Below are 17,444 nucleotides of genomic sequence, written 5' to 3' on the forward strand. Positions count from 1 at the left end.
GCCGTCCTTCACCGGCACGCCGCCACGCTGAACCACGCCATGCGAAACGCGCCGTCGCGCAGGCGCAGGCACACGGTGTCGCCCGGCTGCAGCCGCTCGTGCAGTGCCTGTGGCACATGCGCCTGCGTCGGCGTTGCGAACGGTCCCCAGGCCTCCAGCGTCACCTGGTGGCCCGCGAGCCGGCTGTGGCCGAGGTGTTTTGACAGCACCCGGCTGCGCAGCAGGGCCGGGGCCGAGCGATCGAGTGCGGTGTTGAACTGGCCGAGCGTCCCGAAGGCATAGGCGCCGACGAAGACAGACGCGAGCAGCAGCCGCCAGCCGCGCCGGCGCAGCTGGGTTTCGAACCGCATGGCGACGACCAGGAAGATGATGGCGACGGCGATGGCGAACGCCGTGAGCGGCAGCCAACTGACGAGGTTGACATCCGAGAGCGTGCGCGCAGCGAGCGTCCCGGCGGCCACGATGCAGCCGGTGCCGAGATTGGCGCCGTAGCCGGAGCCGAGTCCGATCCTGAACAGGCCGGGGAAGCGCAGCGTGAGGATCAGCGCCAGCAGCGGAATGACGGTGACCACCGCGATCAGTTGCCCGGCCGGAAAACTGGGGAACAGCGACCAGGCTCCCAGCCCGATCGCGGTCAGCGAAAAGCCCAGGGCGATGCGCTTGGCCCGCACGCTGTCGCGTTCCCGGCTGCTGCCGTCGCCGGGCGTCTGCTGAAGCGGGTCGGGGGCGTTCATCGCGAGGTCCGTCTCATCGGGGTCATCTTGATAGAGCAGGAGAGTTGATCGAATGCCAATGCACGGCCGATTTGACAGCGGCGAGCAGGGTTGCAACTGTCGGTGACGAGACGCAAGACGCTCGCTTCAGGGAACGCCAGGACCGCCTCATGTCAACAGAACATGTCGACGTGCTGATCGTCGGCGCCGGACTGTCCGGCATCGCCGCCGCCTATCATCTGCAGCACAAATGTCCGGGCAAGCGGTTCGCGATCCTGGAGGGGCGGGGCGCCATCGGCGGCACCTGGGACCTGTTCCGCTATCCCGGCATCCGCTCCGACAGCGACATGTATACGCTCGGCTATTCGTTCAAGCCGTGGACCGATCCCAAGGCGATCGCCGACGGGCCGCAGATCCTGAAATACGTTCGCGACACCGCGACCGAGAACGGCATCGACCGCCACATCCGTTTCAACCATCGCGTCATCCGTGCGTCCTGGTCGAGCGCGGACGCGCGCTGGACGGTGGAAGCCGAGCGGACGACGGAGCAGGGCACGGACACCGTGCAGATCACCTGCTGCTTCCTGTTCATGTGCTCGGGCTACTATCGCTACGAACAAGGCTATCTGCCGGACTTCAAGGGCATGGCGAATTTCAAGGGCCGTATCGTGCATCCGCAGGCCTGGCCTGAGGATCTCGACTATGCCGGCAAGCGCGTGGTGGTGATCGGCTCCGGGGCCACCGCCGTCACGCTGGTTCCGGCCATGGCCAAGACCGCGGCGCATGTCACGATGCTGCAGCGCTCGCCGACCTATGTGGTGTCGCGTCCGGCGCAGGATGCGCTCGCCAACAAATTGCGCCGGCATCTGCCCGCGAGCCTCGCCTATCACCTGATCCGCTGGCGCAACGTGCTGTTCGGGATGTATTTCTTCCAGCTCAGCCGGCGCAAGCCGGAGCGCGTCAAGCAGCTCATCCTCGGCGGCGTGCGCGCCGCGCTCGGCCCGGGCTACGACGTCGCCACCCATTTCACGCCGCGCTACAACCCATGGGATCAGCGGCTGTGCCTGGTGCCGGACGGCGACCTGTTCAAGACCATCCGCGAGCAGCGGGCGTCAGTGGTGACGGCGGGGATCGAGACCTTCACCGAGCGCGGCCTGCGCCTGTCCGATGGAAGCGAGCTCGAGGTCGACGTGGTCGTCACCGCGACAGGACTCGTGCTACAGGTCCTCGGCGGCATCGAAGTGGTGGTCGACGGCCGCAAGATCGATTTCGCCAAGACCCTGAACTACAAGGGCATGATGTATTCCGACGTGCCGAACCTCGCGGCCACGCTCGGCTACACCAATGCCTCCTGGACGCTGAAATGCGACCTGACCTGCGAATATGTTTGCCGCCTGCTCAACTACATGGACCGGCACGGCTACCGCCAATGCGTGCCGCACAATGAGGACACCACCGTCACGCCGCTGCCGTCGCTCAGCTTCAGCTCCGGCTATGTGCAGCGGTCGATCGCCGACCTGCCAAAGCAGGGCTCGAAGCGGCCCTGGCGGCTTTACCAGAACTACGCGCTGGACATCGTTTCGCTGCGTTTCGGCAAGGTGGATGACGGGGTGATGCGGTATTCGTGATCTGACATCTGCCTCGGCAGGCCGACTGAGCTTCACCGCGAACTATCTCTCCTCACCCTGAGGAGCCCGCCTATAGGCGGGCGTCTCGAAGGGCGAGGCCCGAGCAGTGGCCTCATGGTTCGAGACGCGCCGCAACGAACACTGCGCGTTGTCTCCACCAGTCCCGCGGCGCTCCTCACCATGAGGTTCTGGCACCCAAGCGGTCCTTGCACACCGACCATGAACACGCCAAGAGGCGTGTTCATGGAGAGGATCGGCACCCGGGGGGCTTGCGCGCCGATCCTGGAACACGCCAGCGGGCGTGTTCAGGCAGAGGTTTTGTCACTGAGACCGGTGTTGCACAGGCAGGACGAACGTCGCCGCCGCGATGACGGTGCGCTCCCTCTCCCCGTGAAGAACGGGGAGAGGGAGCGCGGCGGCGCTCGGGGCGAATGAGCGGGTCACATCCTCGGCTGTCAACACTCACCGCTCCGCCGCGCCCTCGCGCAGCGGCGCGCGGCTGAGGTCGTTGCCGGCGGCAATCGCCTTCTGCATCAGACGCACCAGCTCCTTCGCCTCGGCCCCCGTCAGGCCGCGCACCATCAGCCGCTGCGCAGCCTCGACCGCCGGCGTGATCGCCTCCAGTGTCCGTCGTCCCTCCGCCGTGATCGAAAGCTCCCGCGCGCGCCGGTCGCGCAGGCTCGCCTGGCGGACGACCAGACCCTTCTGCGCGAGGCGATCGATCACCCCGGTGATGGTGGTGCGGTCATAGGCAATCAGGCCGGCCAACGTGATCTGGTCGATCGCCGGATTGGCCGCGATCGCCGCCAGCGCCGCGTATTGCACCGGCGTTAGGTCGAAGCCGACCGCCTCGACCTCTGCCAGGAACACCGCCACCGCGATCTGCTGAAACCGCCGCGCCAGGTGCCCCGGCATGTCCTGCATCTCGGCCAAGTCCAATCTCCCTCGCTCGCTTGACAAGCATACTGATGATCAGCATACTGATCAATAAGGAACAACGCGGGAGGGCGCCACATGCAATTCCATCTCAACGGATTCCAGCCGGGCGACCCTGACATTGCCGATGCCGCCGAGCGCGTGGCGAGTTCGGGCGCGACCGGCCCGCTGCCGTCCGAGGTCGACGTCCTGATCGTCGGCTGCGGCCCTGCCGGCCTCAACCTCGCCGCTCAGCTCTCCGCCTTTCCCGGGATCAAGACCTGCATTGTCGAGCAAAAGCCCGGGCGGCTGCTGCTCGGCCAGGCCGACGGCATCGCCTGCCGCACCATGGAGATGTTCAACGCCTACGGCTTCGCCGACAAAGTACTGAGGGAAGCCTGCTGGATCAACGAAACGACGTTCTGGAAGCCCGATGCCGCCGACAGCGCGAAGATCACGCGCAGCGGCCGCGTGCAGGACGTCGAGGACGGTCTGTCGGAGATGCCGCATGTCGTGCTCAACCAGGCCCGCGTGCACGATTTCTTTCTCGACATCATGCGCCGCTCGGCGAGCCGGCTCGAACCGCATTACTCGCGGCGGCTGCGCGACCTCGCGATCGACCCGGCCGCGCCAGCCGGCGCGCACGGCGTGACCGTCAGCTTCGACCGCATCGATCCCGCGCATGAAGGGCAGGTCGAGACCATCAAGGCACGCTATGTCGTCGGCTGCGACGGCGCGCGCAGCGTGGTGCGCAAGGCGATCGGCCGCGAGCTGCATGGCGATTCCGCCAATCATGCCTGGGGCGTGATGGACGTGCTCGCCGTGACCGACTTCCCGGACATCCGCTTCAAGTCGCTGATCCAATCATCGAGGGACGGCAGCCTGCTGGTGATCCCGCGCGAGGGGGGCTATCTCGTGCGGCTCTATGTCGAGCTCGCCAAGCTCGAGGTCGGTGAGCGTGTCGCCGGGCGCAACATCACTGTCGACGAGGTGATCGCCAAGGCGCAGCGCATTCTCGCGCCCTATACGCTCGAGGTGAAGGAGGTGGCGTGGTGGTCGGTCTACGAGATCGGCCAGCGCATCACCGATAAGTTCGACGACGTGCCGGAGGCGGAGGTCGCCTCGCGGCTGCCGCGCGTGTTCATCGCCGGCGATGCCTGCCATACCCACAGCCCGAAGGCGGGGCAGGGCATGAACGTGTCGATGCAGGATACCTTCAATCTCGGCTGGAAGCTCGCCGCCGTGCTCGGCGGGCGCTGCGCGCCGGAGCTGCTGCACAGCTACTCGGCCGAGCGCAAGGCGATCGCGCAGGAGCTGATCGATTTCGATCGCGAATGGTCGGGCATTCTCGCCTCGGCCGCCAAGCAGGGCGGCGCCGACGCGGCGAAGACGCAGGACTATTTCGTGCGCCACGGCCGCTACACCGCGGGCACCGCGACCCGTTACCGGCCTTCGGTCCTCACCGGGGACGACACCTTCCAGCAACTGGCCGCGGGCCTTGTGATCGGCAAGCGCTTCCATTCCGCGCCCGTGATCCGGCTCGGCGATGCCAAGCCGCTGCAGCTCGGTCATGTCGTGCAGGCGGACGGCCGCTTCCGGCTGTTCGCCTTCGCCGGCGCCGAGGATCCGAGCGCGCCGAACGCCGCCATCCACCGCTTGTGCAGGTTCCTCGCCGACGACGCGGCGTCACCCGTGCGGCGCTACACGCCTGATGGTGCCGACATCGATGCCGTCATCGATCTTAGGGCGGTGTTCCAGCAGGGCCATCGCGAGCTTGCGATTGAGGCCCTGCCGGCGTTGCTGCTGCCGAAGAAGGGGCGCCACGGTCTGATCGACTACGAAAAAATGTACTGTCCGGACCTCAAGAGCGGCCATGACATCTTCGCCATGCGCGGCATCGATCGCGCGAGCGGCTGCCTCGTGATCGTCCGGCCCGACCAGTATGTGGCCGACGTGATGCCGCTCGACGATTTCGGCAGGCTGGCCGCTTATTTCGCCGGCTTCATGCGGCCCGCCGCCGGTAGGTAAACGAAATGTAAATCACATCGCCGGATTCCCGGCCTTCGCGATAGCCAGATCCAAATCTTTCCGCGCTACAGATTCGATCTCAGGATGGACGATTGAGTGGGCGAGTGGCGAGATGTTGATGTTGGCGAACCGTCGCAAGAGCGAACGTCGGCTGTGCAGGAGGATCGCGAAGATCCACTACGGCAATGGCAGCCTGCCGCGTGACTGCACCGTGACGGATATTTCCGACGGCGGCGTCAAGGTGGTCGCCGAATTCGTCGAGATCCCGCCGCAGTTCACCATCGTGTTCGCGCCCGACCACCAGCGCAAATGCCGGCTTGCCTGGCGCATCGGCTGCGAGTTCGGCGCCGAATTCATCGACTGATTCTTGGATTGAGTTGCGGCCGCCGCGCTCGCTTAACGGGACCTTAGGGTTAATCTGCCAGCGTGCAGATCATCGGTCCCGAAGTAGTTCAGTTGCATGCGTACGCGGCCCCCTCGATCTCTCCCTCTGCGCCGGCCGGCGGCGTTCGCGCTGTGCTTCGGCGTCGTCCTGCTCGGGCTTGGCGCATGCCAGACCACCGACCTCGGCGACATCACCGGCGCGCTCGGCGGCAAGGCTGAAAAGCCGGCCGCGCCCGCGTCCGACCCGCGCGCCGAGCTCGATCAGCTCCGCGAGCGTTTCCGCGCAACGCCGAACGATCCCGACATCGCGCTGCGCTATGGCGTCGCCCTGCGTGCCACCGGCCAGCGCGCGCAGGCCGTGGCCGTGCTGGAGCAGGCGACCATCGCCAATCCCGGCCACAAGGGGCTGCTCGCCGCCTACGGCCGCGCGCTCGCCGACAACGGCAATTTCCAGCAGGCCTTCGACGTACTGAGCCGGGCGCATTCGCCCGAGGATCCCGACTGGCGCATCCTGTCGGCGCAAGGCGCGGTGCTCGACCAGATGGGGCGTAACGAGGAGGCGCGGCAATACTACATCAGCGCGCTGAAGATCGCGCCTGATGATCCGTCCGTGCTGTCCAATCTCGGCCTGTCCTACGCGCTGTCCAGCGAGCTGCCGAAGGCCGAGGAGCAGTTGCGCAAGGCCGTTGCACATCCCGATGCGAGCCCGCGCGTCCGCACCAATCTCGCCGTCATCGTTGGCCTTCAGGGCCGCATGAGCGAGGCCGAGACCATCGCGCGCTCCGGCCTGCCGCCGGAGCAGGCGAGCGCCAATGTCGCCTATGTGAAGAAGATCCTGGTGCGCCGCCAGGTCGCGCAGCGCGAGCTCTCGCCGCGCCATGATCGCCCCGTCGCGGGGCAGCCGGACAAGGCGCTGGCGAAGGCGCTCAGCCGCAGCGACGACTGAGCGTTATTTCGCGCCGAGCAGCTTTGCGATCGGCGCCAGCAGCGAGCGCTGCGGCTTCGGCTCGACGCGTCCGGTCAGCCGGTTGGCGATCTCCTTGAACAGCTTCGGCGTGCGGCTCAGCGCTCCGACTTCCGCGATCATCTGGCCGTTGTTGGCGGCGGTGCCGAACAGCTTGCAGTCGAACGGGATGATCGCGACCGGCTCGGCCTCGACCGTCTTGGCGAAGCGCTTGAGATCGATCTCCGGCCGCTTCGGCATGCCGACCTGGTTCAGGCAGTACAGCGGCGGCCGATCGTTCGGCCGCGACGATTTGAGCACGCTGAGGAGGTTCTTGGCATTGCGCAAATTGGCGAGATCCGGCTCGGCGACGACGAGGATGTCGTCGGCATTGATCAGCGCATGGCGCGTCCAGGCCGACCATTGGTGCGGCACGTCGAGCACGATGCATTGCTGGGTCAGCCGCAGCGTATCGAAGATCGCGTCGAAGGCGTCTGCGCCGAAATCATAGACGCGGTCGAGCGTCGCGGGCGCCGCGAGCAGGTTGAGATGCTCGGTGCATTTGGCGAGCAGGCGCTCCATCAGCGCGGTGTCGGGCCGATCGGGCTGGAAGATCGCGTTGGCGATGCCCTGCAGCGGATCCTGGTTGTAGTCGAGGCCGGCGGTGCCGAACGCCATGTCGAGATCGATCACGACGGAATCCAGCGTCAGGTCGCGCGCCATGCTCCAGGCGACGTTGTGCGCCACCGTCGAGGCGCCGACGCCGCCCTTGGCGCCGACCACAGCGATGATGCGGCCGGTGATGACGTCCTCGGAGGCCGAGAACAGGCTGCAGATGCAGCGGATGATGTCGATCGTCTCGACCGGCCCGACGACGTAGTCGTTGACGCCGCGCCGCACCAGCTCGCGATAGGCGACGCCGTCGCTCATGCTGCCGATCAGCACCACGCGGGTGCCGGGATCGCAGACGCTGGCGAGATCGTCGAGGCCGCCGATGATGTCGCCGCCGGGCTTGGTCTCGATCACGATGACGTTCGGCGTCGGCTGCGAATGATAGGTCTCGATCGCCCGCGCCATGCCGCCGGCCTTGATCGTGATGTGCGCCTTGCCGAGCCTGCGGTCCTGGCTGGCGGCGAGCACCGCCGCCGAGGTCTGGTCGGTCTCGGTGAATGCCTGCACGGAGACGCGCGGCACCGGCGCGATGTGATCGTCGAGCATCGGGCCGCTCGGGCCCGGCTGCTCCTCCTGGCTCTGACGGGACGCGTTGATCATTTGCCTGTTTCGCTGAGCTTGGCCTTGTCGGTCTCGGGATAGGTCACCGCCGTCGACTCGCCCTTGCGGTATTTCTCGAACAAAGCGGAGCGGCGCGGCGTGTAGGAGGCGGTCTCCGCGCGCGGCTGCTCGAGATCGGCCGGGTTGTCGATCATCGCGGCGAGATTGCGCTGCGTGGCGCAGCCGAAATTCTGGTAGTGCTGGTTGCTGCTGTAGCCGGGGTTGTTGATGTTCGGCCCGAGATCGTCGGGCCACAACCCGCAGGGACCGGCGACAGCGGCGATCTTTGGATAGGTCAGCCGGATGACGGCGAGCTGGCGCGGATCGTCGGGCATGGTGTTGCGCAAGCTGATCGCGTGGCCGGGCACGCCGCCCGCGGTCAGCGTAGCGCGGATCTCGCGATAGGCGTCCGCCGCGGCGCGCGCATTCGAGGTGCCCGTCGGCACCTCCGCGACGATGCCGCCGGTGCCCTCGCGCAGCCAGTTGCGGGCAAGCCCCGCGACGTCGGCGCGCTGCTGCGACGTCAGGCCGCCGCGGCCGCTGCCGATGAAGACGACGGTCGACTGCCGGCCTTCCTCGATCGCGATCGGATGGCGCATCTTGTAGTCATCCGGAATGGTCGCGACGACCTCGCCGGTGGTGTAGTTGCAGGCGCCGAGCGTCAGCGCCAATCCGGCGATGGCCGAAAGCCTTTGCAGCGCGCGCCGTCCGTCCCGTACAGATGATTTCGCCATGATCGTTCCCCGTGCCCCGAAATCCCGCGCCGTCTCAGTCGATGATGAAGCCGAAGCCGGCCGGCTGCCCCGTCGCCGTATCGACCTTGGCGGCGATGCCGTAGAGCCGGTTCATGCGGCCGAGCAGAGCGGACTCCGCGTCGGTGGCCGGCGCGAAGCCGTCATCCGGGCGCGACAGCTCCTTCTGGGCCACGGCGCGCACCACATAGGGCGTCACCATCACCATCAGCTCGGTTTCGTTGTTGACGTAGTCCTGGCTGCGGAACAGCTGGCCGAGCACCGGCAGCTGGTTGAGCCCGGGCAGGCCGTTGATCGCCTGCTTGGTCTGGTTCTGGATCAGGCCGGCCATCGCCATCGAGCCGCCGGAGGGAATCTCCAAGGTGGTCTCGGCGCGGCGGGTGCGGATCGCGGGGATGGTGACCGACGACGTCGAGGCCGAGGTCAGCGCGTAGGACACCGTGATCGCGTTGTCGTTCGACAGCTCCGAGACCTCCGTCATCACCCGCAGGCTGATGCGGCCCTCGCTGAGCACGACCGGCGTGAAGTTCAGCGAGATGCCGAACTTCTTGTAGGTGATCGAGGTGCTGCAGACCCGCGTGGTCGGATCGCAGGAATAGCCGCCGGGGATCGGGAATTCGCCGCCGGCGATGAAGGTCGCGGATTCGCCGGAGATCGCCGTGAGGTTCGGCTCGGCCAGCGTCTTGACCACGCCCGCGGTCTCCATCGCGCGCATCGTCGCCGACACCGACGACAGGCCGCCGCCGGTGGCCGACAGGCCGTTGGTGCCGACCAGCGACTTGCCATAGGCGGTGAACGGGTTGGTCTGGTTGAAGTTCACGACCGCGGTGCCGTAGGTCATGCTGGCGCTGAGATCGATGCCGAGCTGCTTGACGACCTCGCGGCGGACCTCGGAGACGTTGACCTTCAGCATCACCTGGTCGCGGCCGCGCACGACGATCGAGTTGACGACCTTCTCGTTGCCGCCGACCAGCCGTGCCGCGATCTCGCCGGCCTGCTGCGCCTCGACCGGGCTCGACACCGAGCCGGTGAGGATCACGCCGTCGCCGACGCCGTCGATCTTGACGCCGGGAATGCTCTGGCTCAGCGCCTGGCGCACGCCGTTGAGATCGCGCTTGATCGCGATGTCATAGGCCGCGACCTGCTGGCCCTCGCCGTCGAAGAACACGACGTTGGTCTGGCCGACGGTGGCGCCGATGATGTAGGCGCGCCGCGCCGATCGCACGACCGCGTTGGCGATCTTGGGATCGGCCACCAGCACGTCCTTGACGTCCTGCGGGAAGTCGACGACGACGGACTTGCCGATGCCGAGCGACAGATAGCGAACCTTCGACGACCCGACCGACACCATCGGCGTGTCCAGCCTGTCCTCGGCCGCCTTCACCGGCGCGAACGCCGGATTGAGCACGAGGCCGAGCGCGGCCGTCACTGAGAGTGCGCGGACGGCCCATGCTCCGAGCGCTGCGCGTTGATGCCCACCCATCATTGTCCCCGTCCTTCTCATCACTTCGCCGCCGACAGCTGGCTCGTGATCCCATAGCGAATGATCTCGATGGCGCTTCCCCGTCGCGCCATCTGCTGCTGCGTGTCGGTCTTGCCGGCGTCGGCCGCATTCACGTCGGCGATGGAGCGCAGCGCCAGCGCCAGCGATCCGGTCTGCCGCGCACGCTGCAGCGTCTCGGCCTGCTCGGGCTTGAGCTCGAGCGTCACGGTCTTGCCGACCACCGTGTTCTGGCCTTCCTTCTCCTTCGGCGCCTGGTCGATCGCCAGCACGCGCACGTTGGAGAGGATGATTTCGGAGGTGACGTTGTCGGGCGCGCCCGGCCGGTCCGGATTCTTGTCGCGCTTCGACAGGATGACGTCGACGCGATCGTTCGGCAGGATGAAGCCGCCGGCGCCGGTCTCCGGCGAGATCTCGGTGGAGATCGCGCGCATGCCCGAGGGCAGGATCGCGGCCATGAAGCCGGAGCCGTCCGCCTTCACCAGCTTCTGCTCGCGGATCGGCTCGCCGATCACGAACGGCGAGCGCGCGATCGAGCCGATCAACTGAGTGGCGGCCTCGGGGCGGTCGCCGCGGCGGATGAAGATGTTGCTCGCCGCTTCAGGCCAGGTCTGCCAGATCAGGTCGCCTTGCTTGATCGGCTGTCCGAGGCCGATGTCGTTCTTGGCCACCAGCACCTCGACGGTCGGCAATTGCGCGACCGGCGCGACCGGGGCCTGCGGCTGGCTTTCGGAGGTGCTGACGAGATACGCCGCAACGCCGCCCGCGCCGAGAGCGATGGTTAATACCACGATGCGTGCGGTCATCATCTGCGTGACTACTCTACTCACTCACAACAGGGGCGACATGCGAGCCGAGTGACAGCTGTCCCCCTCACTAACGACTAAGCGCCAATGGTATAGACAGACTTGAACGCGGCGGACCGCAGCCCCTGCCTCAAGCAACGATTGTGCAAGTGGTGAACAGGTTGTTAGCGTGCAAATAATGAAACGCCGCGAATGTGTTAGCACTTTGCGCGCAGCGCGCCTGCACGCATCCGTCGGCGCTCACTCGGCAGAATGAGATCGTGAGTTGCAGCGGCGCCTCAGTGCCGATTCCGTTAAGCTTGATCGTTTGCTAACAACTCGCGCGAGGAACGTCGCCGACGCCGAATGGTTGTGCGGTGGCGCGGATCGGCCGCGCGCCATTTGCATCCGCGCCGCGCGAGCCACGTACGCAGCGCCTTCGATGGGAGACGAGATGTCGCCACGTCATTCCGCGCTGCACCGTAGTCAGACGGAGCGGCATCTTCAGAAAGCCGAAACGGGTTGGACCTACGATTCCGTTGGGCGGGATTTCCGTCCTGATTTTCAGAGTTCCTTAGGATTTTGCGCGCACCGTCCGGCCATGATGGCTGGGTTCATGCGCGGCGTATTTTGCTCGAAAATACACGCAGAGATTGCATTGCCTGCGCCGTGCCGCGAGCCGCGGCCGGCGGTCGGGAGTCACGGGGATGGATGGGGGGTGAGGGGAGGCGTGCAATGTCGGTTGCTCGATTCCTGAAGCAGCGTGCGGTCCGGATCCAGACGGTCGGCACCTACACGCTGCCCAACTGGTATGATCCGCAGGGGAAGCTGCGCTCCTTCGCCTGCCGCACCACGCGCGTGTCGCCGTTTCGCGCGCTGCTCGACGTGCCCGTGGTCGGCAAGGTCGGTGACCGCCTGACGTCGTACTTCCGCGACTTCGGCAAGTTCGAGGGCGAGATCAGCGACACCGTGCATGGCGGCTTCCTGCTCGAGCTGGAGATGACGCGCGCCGAGCGCGCCAAGCTCGCCGAGAAGCTGGTGTGGCTCGAAAAGAAGCAGAAGGACCCGTCGATCCGCGATTCCCGCCGCGACGCGCGCTTCGTGCCGAACTCGCCGCATTCCGAGCTGACGCTCGCCGACGGCAGCTGCATCCCGTGCCTGGTGATCGATGCGTCGATGTCGGGCGCCGCCGTTTCGGCCGCGGTCCAGCCGGAGATCGGCACGCCGCTCGCGGTCGGCAGCTGCATCGGCCGCGTCGTCCGGCATTTTCCCGACGGCTTTGCCGTGAGGTTCGTCGACACGATCCCGGCGTCCTCGGAGCTCGAGCGTCGCGTGATCACGCCGCCGTCGCGCCCGACCCGGCACAAGCTCGCCACGGAGCACGACGACCAGCGCGTCGAGGCGCCCGAGGATTTCTTCATGGTGTGAAGGCCGGCGGCCCGAGGGAAGGCGCTCTCACCGCGCAGATGGTTCTTCACCCTCCCCTGGAGGGGGAGGGTCGCCTCACGGAGCGCGAAGCGAACCGTGAGGCGGGGTGGGGTGATCTCTCCACGCGCACCGGTTTCCGCGGCTTCACCCCACCCCGCTCGCCCGCTTCGCCCGCGACCGACCCTCCCCCTCCAGGGGAGGGTGGGCATCCCGGCGCGATCGGCGTCGCCCTCCACGGGCCGCCGCGCGTCACCGATTGCGTCCGCCGAGCAACATCCGCAGTTTCGCGTATTGGGTGAGGGCACGAATCCGGGCAAGGGGAACTGGCAGGCGTCCGCACGGTTAACGCGCTGTTAAGCGGCGTCGTGAAAGCTTCGCGGTGCCGGGTGCAATGCCAGGAGGACCAGTCCCATGGAGGCCCAGAAGACCGCGGTGGACGCCATCGTCGTCCTGACCGGGTGCGAGCGTGAGGCGGTCGCCGCCTTCATCCGCCGGATGTATCTCGCCGGCGTGCGCGATCCCAAGCGGCTGACATTCAAGGGGCTGCAGGAGATGGCGCGGGGCTGACCGCGCCAAGCCGACGGCGGGCGCCGCGACCGCTCCGGCTGTTGCCGCCAGGGCACGCCGGGCGATTATTGCGGTGCGTTTCCAATCACAACTCGTCCCCCGGGGGATGCAGCCTGCCGCGCTTCCGGCTAAATTAAGGCTTTGCGGCTGGCATCAGATTACCGTTTGTCCTCGCCCACAAGGCGACACGGTTGTGCGCAACACGCTCTGAGCGGCCGGATCATGGGGACCGGGCATGCTCAGTCAGATCTTCGCGCCACAACTCGTCGGCCTCTACATCCTGATCGGGGCCACCTTCTACGTCCATTTCCGCGGCAAGGAGCGGCTGCGCTTCGCGCGCCAGCTCGGCGATCACTCGACCTATCTCGCCCCCTACAACGTGCTGATGTATGCCGGCTCGGCCGTGCCGAACACGCCGGTGATCCCGGTCGAGCAGTTTCCGGAATTGCAGAAGCTCACCGACAATTGGCAGGAGATCCGCGAGGAGGCGGTGCGCCTGTTCGACGAAGGCTTCATCCGCGCGGCCGCCAAGAACAACGACTGGGGCTTCTATTCCTTCTTCAAGAGCGGCTGGAAGCGCTTCTATCTGAAATGGTACGACGACTTCCTGCCGTCGGCGCGCACGCTGTGCCCGAAGACGGTCGAGCTGCTTAACTCCATCCCGAACGTGCACGGCGCGATGTTCGCGATGCTGCCGCCCGGCGGCAAGCTCGGCGCCCACCGCGACCCCTTCGCCGGCTCGCTGCGCTATCACTTAGGGCTGGTGACGCCGAACTCGGACAAGTGCCGCATCCTGGTCGACGGCGTGCCCTGCGTCTGGCGCGACGGCGAGGCCTTCATGTTCGACGAGACCTTCATCCACAGCGCCGAGAATGCCACCGACGTCAACCGCATCATCCTGTTCTGCGACGTCGAGCGCCCGATGAAATACGGCGTCTTCACTGCCTTGAACCGCTGGGTCAGCCACCACATCGTCAAGGCCTCGGCCACCCAGAACGTCGAGGGCGAGCAGGTCGGCGTGCTCAACAAGGTGTTTGGCAAGCTGTACGAGTTTCATCTCGCCACGCGCAAAGTGAAGGCGTGGAACCGGACGGTGTACTACGCGGCGAAGTACACGCTGACGGTCGCGATCGTCGGGGCGATCGTGGTGTCGGCGTTTCGGTGAGATGGGGAGTAGGGCGGATTAGCGGAGCGTAATCCGCCGCTTCTTGTCCGGGGAGACTGCCAAGGAGCATTCTTGAACGAAGGTTTTCTTCGAGAGTTTGTCTCGCCTGATGGTTCAGCGACGATCGTGGTCGAGGACGACGGCCGGGTCGCCTATGCCTATTGGCTCGACGCGAGCGGTTCGATCTGCGGCGACGTCTGGCTCTACAACCGCGGTCCGGCTCCTCAGCAACCCGAATGGCACGCTCGCGACGGTGCGCCTTATGCCAATCCCGCAGCCTTCATCGATCAGTCGATCGAGTTTTCGCCTCCATCGGCTGCTTCTTCCATCTCTGTGAGCTGGGATCTGACCGGCTCCGAGCTGGTGGCGCGCATTTACGTGTCGGAAGTCGTGTTGGCCCAATTGACCCAGGGAAGCAAGCCCGGCTGGTCCCGCTTGGCGGCCAGGAATGGACCCTTGGCATTGTGCCTGCCGAAGTGAATTTCGCCGCTGGGTGGGGGGCAAATAGGGCGAGTTAAGCGAACGGTCCGCCGCTCTTCGTCGTGAAACGCGGCGGATATTTCGGCTTCCTGCCTGTTTCCACGAGTGACGCCGTTGTCTACGGCACCGGTCTGATTTGCCTTGGGTTGGCTCCGATCCTAGATTTGGCAGTACATCTGGATCCTGAGGTATCTCAGATGGCCAGTCTTCAGCTGATCGCAATGATGTTCCCGGTTTTTGCCGGGGTGGGAGCGGTAGCGACCGTGTATGCGGCACTGCGATGGATCGCTCCTCACCCCAACCGGCAGGCCGCCGGTGCGTCGGACCAACATGGTGCGGCGGGTCAACCGGACATGTCGGAGGCCGTGGTTCTCAAGAAAAAACTGAAGCGAGTAGGGCGGATTAGCGAAGCGTAATCCGCCGTTCTTCGCGGCAAACGCGGCGGATTACGCCTTCGGCTAATCCGCCCTACGCGGCTACGCCGCCGCCCGTCCAGCTTCCCACAATTCGAGCACATCGTCCCGCGCAATTCCCCGCGTGATGAAGACGATGCGCGAGCGGCGGTCGGGGTCGGGCCATGCGGCAAGCGCCACCGGTGGATGGAAGACATGGTGCACGCCGTGGATCACCACCGGTGTCGGTTCGCCATGTAGATTGAGGATGCCCTTCACCCTCAGCAGATCCTCGCCACGCACCTGGCGAAGATAAGCGAGCCAGCCGGACACGGTCATCCAGTCCAGCGGCTCGTCGAACGCGATCATGAAGCTCGTGACCGACGACTCATGAGCGTGGCCGTGATCGTGATGGCCGTGACCGCCATGATCGTGGGTGTGATGCTGATGCGCGGCTCCGCAATCGTCAGCGAAAGCGTGTTCGTTGAGCCAGCGTGCGACGTCCACCGCCTTCTTCTCCGGATCGATCAGCGCGGCCCCGAACAAATCGGCGGGATCGATCTCGCCATGGGTCACGCGCGCGATGTGGGCGCCGGGATTGAGTCGCTTGAGCCGTTGCTCCAATGCGGCAACATCGCTGACCAGGTCAGACTTGGTGACTAACAGCCGGTCGGCCAGTGCCACCTGTTTCACCGCTTCATCCTGGCGATCGAGCTGATGCGCCGCGTTGACGGCATCGACCGTCGTCACGACCGTGTCGAGGCGCAGGAAATGCGAGACCAGCGGATTGTTCAACAACAACTGGAGGATCGGCGCGGGATCGGCAAGCCCGGTGGTCTCGATGAGGATACGCCGGAGCGGCGGCACCTCGCCGCGGTCGCGCCGCACCAGCAGCGTGCGCAGTGTCTCTTCGAGGTCGCTGCGGATCGTGCAGCAGATACACCCGCTCGCGAGCACGGCGACTTCGCCGTCGACGCGTTCGACCAGCAGATGATCCAGCGAGATCTCGCCATATTCGTTGATGATAACGGCGCTGTCGCTCATCTCGTCGCGGCGCAGCAAGCGATTGAGCAGCGTCGTTTTGCCGCTGCCGAGAAAGCCGGTGATCAACGACACCGGCAAGCGTCGAGCTGATTTGTCGCTCTCGAACAGACTCATCGGCGCCTCTCCTCACCGTCTTATATTTGTCGCTGGACATTAGACTAACGGAGGAGGAGCATGCCGAAAATGATTTTCTAAAGGCTCAGCAAATGAGCTCAACCTGGGGAGGGTGACGATGGACGACGAGGTCAGGAGTCAGCAGACCAATCAGGATCGCAATGAAGGACCGGCCACCGATCGCCGGACATTGTTGCGCACGGCGGGTCTCGCGGGTGCCGCCGGCGCGGCGCTTGCCGGCTCCATGCACGGCAAGTTCTCGCTGGCGCCGACCAGCGAAGCGCAGGCGCAGACCGCGCCGATGCCGAAGGGGACCGACAAGCCGTGGTGGCCGTCGAAATGGGGCAAGGACGACGAGGCCGGCGCGTCCAACCACATCACGCCCGAGAAGGTGCTCGACACCGTCAAATGGATCAAGGACGGCAAGATCTACAAGATCGGCCGCGTCTACGAGACCGGCATGCCGCTGTTCGGCGCGCGTGTGTTTGCCTTGCGGATTCCCGGCAGCCCGACCGGCGGACCGTTCGGCGACAACCGGCTGGTCTATCATGACGAGTTTCTCGCCACCGAGATCGGCCAGACCGGCACTCAGTTCGACGGCCTCGGCCATATCGGCCTCCAGCTCGGCAAGGACGGCGATAAGAGCGAGATGAAGTTCTACAACGGCTTTTCCGCAGCGGAGATCAGCGACGCCTACGGCCTCAAGAAGCTTGGCGTCGAGAAGCTGAAGCCGCTGTTCACCCGCGGCCACCTCATCGACATGGTCGCGCTCAAGGGCGGCATGATGGACGCCGGCCAGGAGATCACCTCGGCGGACATCAAGGCCGCCTTGCAGAAGCAGAACATGAGCGAGGCCGACATCAAGCCCGGCGACGCGATCTTCTTCCACACCGGCTGGGGCTCGCTATGGATGAAGAACAACGATCGCTTCAACAGCGGCGAACCCGGCATCGGGCTCGACGCCGCTAAATGGGTGATCGAGAAGGATCTCGCGCTCACCGGCGCCGACACCTGGGCCGTCGAGGTGGTCCCCAATCCCGACAAATCGCTCGCTTTCGCGGTCCATGCCGAATTGCAGACCAAGAACGGCATCCACAACCACGAGAACCTGGTGTTCGACGAGCTGATCGCTGCCAAGAAGTACCAGTTCGTCTATTGCTTCACCCCGTCCCCCATCAAGGGCGCCACGGGCAGCAACGGCTGCCCGATTGCGATTACGTGATCGTTCCGGCGAGAGACGGAGTAGGGCGGATTAGTACTACTGCGTCACAAATTTCTTCTTTTTGGCTTTGGCGCGAGGCCGCAACATGGGCATCGAGGTAAAGTTCTGGCC

Annotated in this window: 17 protein-coding genes; 10 read left to right on the forward strand and 7 right to left on the reverse strand. The window is 65.7% G+C overall.

Annotation, left to right across the window (positions count from 1 at the left end):
• Positions 1–8: 8 nt before the first annotated feature.
• Entirely contained in the window at positions 9–734 is a 726-nt protein-coding gene (locus ACQR1Y_RS08250; RefSeq protein WP_434859455.1) for a hypothetical protein, read from the reverse strand.
• A 149-nt stretch (positions 735–883) separates the two neighbouring features.
• On the opposite strand from ACQR1Y_RS08250, the gene ACQR1Y_RS08255 reads away from it, so the two are divergent.
• Positions 884–2,341, forward strand: coding sequence for a flavin-containing monooxygenase (locus tag ACQR1Y_RS08255; protein WP_434876356.1), 1,458 nt, complete (start codon positions 884–886; stop codon positions 2,339–2,341).
• Between the two features lie 462 nt (positions 2,342–2,803).
• Here ACQR1Y_RS08255 and ACQR1Y_RS08260 read toward each other — a convergent pair whose 3' ends face one another.
• Positions 2,804–3,256: a MarR family winged helix-turn-helix transcriptional regulator gene (locus tag ACQR1Y_RS08260; protein WP_434876663.1), complete on the reverse strand. Its 453-nt coding sequence runs from the start codon at positions 3,254–3,256 to the stop codon at positions 2,804–2,806.
• A 99-nt stretch (positions 3,257–3,355) separates the two neighbouring features.
• On the opposite strand from ACQR1Y_RS08260, the gene ACQR1Y_RS08265 reads away from it, so the two are divergent.
• The 3 genes from ACQR1Y_RS08265 to ACQR1Y_RS08275 all read left to right on the forward strand — a co-directional run bounded on the left by ACQR1Y_RS08265 (position 3,356) and on the right by ACQR1Y_RS08275 (position 6,614).
• Positions 3,356–5,284, forward strand: a complete 1,929-nt coding sequence (locus ACQR1Y_RS08265) for an FAD-binding monooxygenase (RefSeq protein WP_434876355.1) — start codon at positions 3,356–3,358, stop codon at positions 5,282–5,284.
• 118 nt (positions 5,285–5,402) lie between these two features.
• Positions 5,403–5,648, forward strand: coding sequence for a PilZ domain-containing protein (locus tag ACQR1Y_RS08270; RefSeq protein WP_035640658.1), 246 nt, complete (start codon positions 5,403–5,405; stop codon positions 5,646–5,648).
• 96 nt (positions 5,649–5,744) lie between these two features.
• Complete coding sequence (locus ACQR1Y_RS08275; protein WP_434876354.1) at positions 5,745–6,614, forward strand: tetratricopeptide repeat protein; 870 nt, start codon at positions 5,745–5,747, stop codon at positions 6,612–6,614.
• Positions 6,615–6,617: 3 nt separating this feature from the next.
• Here the strand turns inward: ACQR1Y_RS08275 and ACQR1Y_RS08280 are convergent, their stop codons facing one another.
• Genes ACQR1Y_RS08280 through cpaB form a run of 4 tightly spaced genes read right to left on the reverse strand, consistent with a single transcriptional unit; the run spans position 6,618 to position 10,945 of the window.
• A complete protein-coding gene (locus ACQR1Y_RS08280; RefSeq protein ID WP_434859459.1) occupies positions 6,618–7,883 on the reverse strand; it encodes an AAA family ATPase in 1,266 nt (421 codons plus the stop codon).
• Positions 7,880–8,617, reverse strand: coding sequence for a CpaD family pilus assembly protein (locus tag ACQR1Y_RS08285; RefSeq protein WP_434876353.1), 738 nt, complete (start codon positions 8,615–8,617; stop codon positions 7,880–7,882). The genes ACQR1Y_RS08280 and ACQR1Y_RS08285 overlap by 4 nt, the downstream gene beginning before the upstream one ends.
• A 34-nt stretch (positions 8,618–8,651) precedes the next feature.
• Entirely contained in the window at positions 8,652–10,121 is a 1,470-nt protein-coding gene (locus ACQR1Y_RS08290; protein WP_434876352.1) for a type II and III secretion system protein family protein, read from the reverse strand.
• Positions 10,122–10,138: 17 nt separating this feature from the next.
• On the reverse strand, positions 10,139–10,945 hold the full coding sequence (gene cpaB / locus ACQR1Y_RS08295) for a Flp pilus assembly protein CpaB (protein WP_434876351.1): 807 nt from the start codon (positions 10,943–10,945) through the stop codon (positions 10,139–10,141).
• A gap of 711 nt (positions 10,946–11,656) precedes the next feature.
• Between cpaB and ACQR1Y_RS08300 the strand changes: the two genes are divergently transcribed.
• From ACQR1Y_RS08300 to ACQR1Y_RS08320, 5 genes are all read left to right on the forward strand, one after another.
• Positions 11,657–12,349: a PilZ domain-containing protein gene (locus ACQR1Y_RS08300; RefSeq protein ID WP_434876350.1), complete on the forward strand. Its 693-nt coding sequence runs from the start codon at positions 11,657–11,659 to the stop codon at positions 12,347–12,349.
• A 411-nt stretch (positions 12,350–12,760) separates the two neighbouring features.
• A complete protein-coding gene (locus tag ACQR1Y_RS08305; protein WP_434859464.1) occupies positions 12,761–12,916 on the forward strand; it encodes a hypothetical protein in 156 nt (51 codons plus the stop codon).
• A gap of 235 nt (positions 12,917–13,151) precedes the next feature.
• Complete coding sequence (locus ACQR1Y_RS08310) at positions 13,152–14,081, forward strand: aspartyl/asparaginyl beta-hydroxylase domain-containing protein (protein WP_434876349.1); 930 nt, start codon at positions 13,152–13,154, stop codon at positions 14,079–14,081.
• 72 nt (positions 14,082–14,153) lie between these two features.
• Entirely contained in the window at positions 14,154–14,561 is a 408-nt protein-coding gene (locus ACQR1Y_RS08315) for a hypothetical protein (protein ID WP_434876348.1), read from the forward strand.
• Positions 14,562–14,758: 197 nt separating this feature from the next.
• On the forward strand, positions 14,759–14,977 hold the full coding sequence (locus ACQR1Y_RS08320) for a hypothetical protein (protein WP_434876347.1): 219 nt from the start codon (positions 14,759–14,761) through the stop codon (positions 14,975–14,977).
• Between the two features lie 60 nt (positions 14,978–15,037).
• Here ACQR1Y_RS08320 and ACQR1Y_RS08325 read toward each other — a convergent pair whose 3' ends face one another.
• A complete protein-coding gene (locus ACQR1Y_RS08325; RefSeq protein ID WP_434876346.1) occupies positions 15,038–16,111 on the reverse strand; it encodes a CobW family GTP-binding protein in 1,074 nt (357 codons plus the stop codon).
• A 118-nt stretch (positions 16,112–16,229) separates the two neighbouring features.
• Between ACQR1Y_RS08325 and ACQR1Y_RS08330 the strand changes: the two genes are divergently transcribed.
• Positions 16,230–17,333, forward strand: a complete 1,104-nt coding sequence (locus tag ACQR1Y_RS08330) for a cyclase family protein (protein ID WP_434876345.1) — start codon at positions 16,230–16,232, stop codon at positions 17,331–17,333.
• Positions 17,334–17,444 lie beyond the last annotated feature (111 nt).

The sequence above is a fragment of the Bradyrhizobium sp. HKCCYLRH3099 genome (assembly GCF_051167855.1).
Classification (GTDB): Bacteria; Pseudomonadota; Alphaproteobacteria; order Rhizobiales; family Xanthobacteraceae; genus Bradyrhizobium.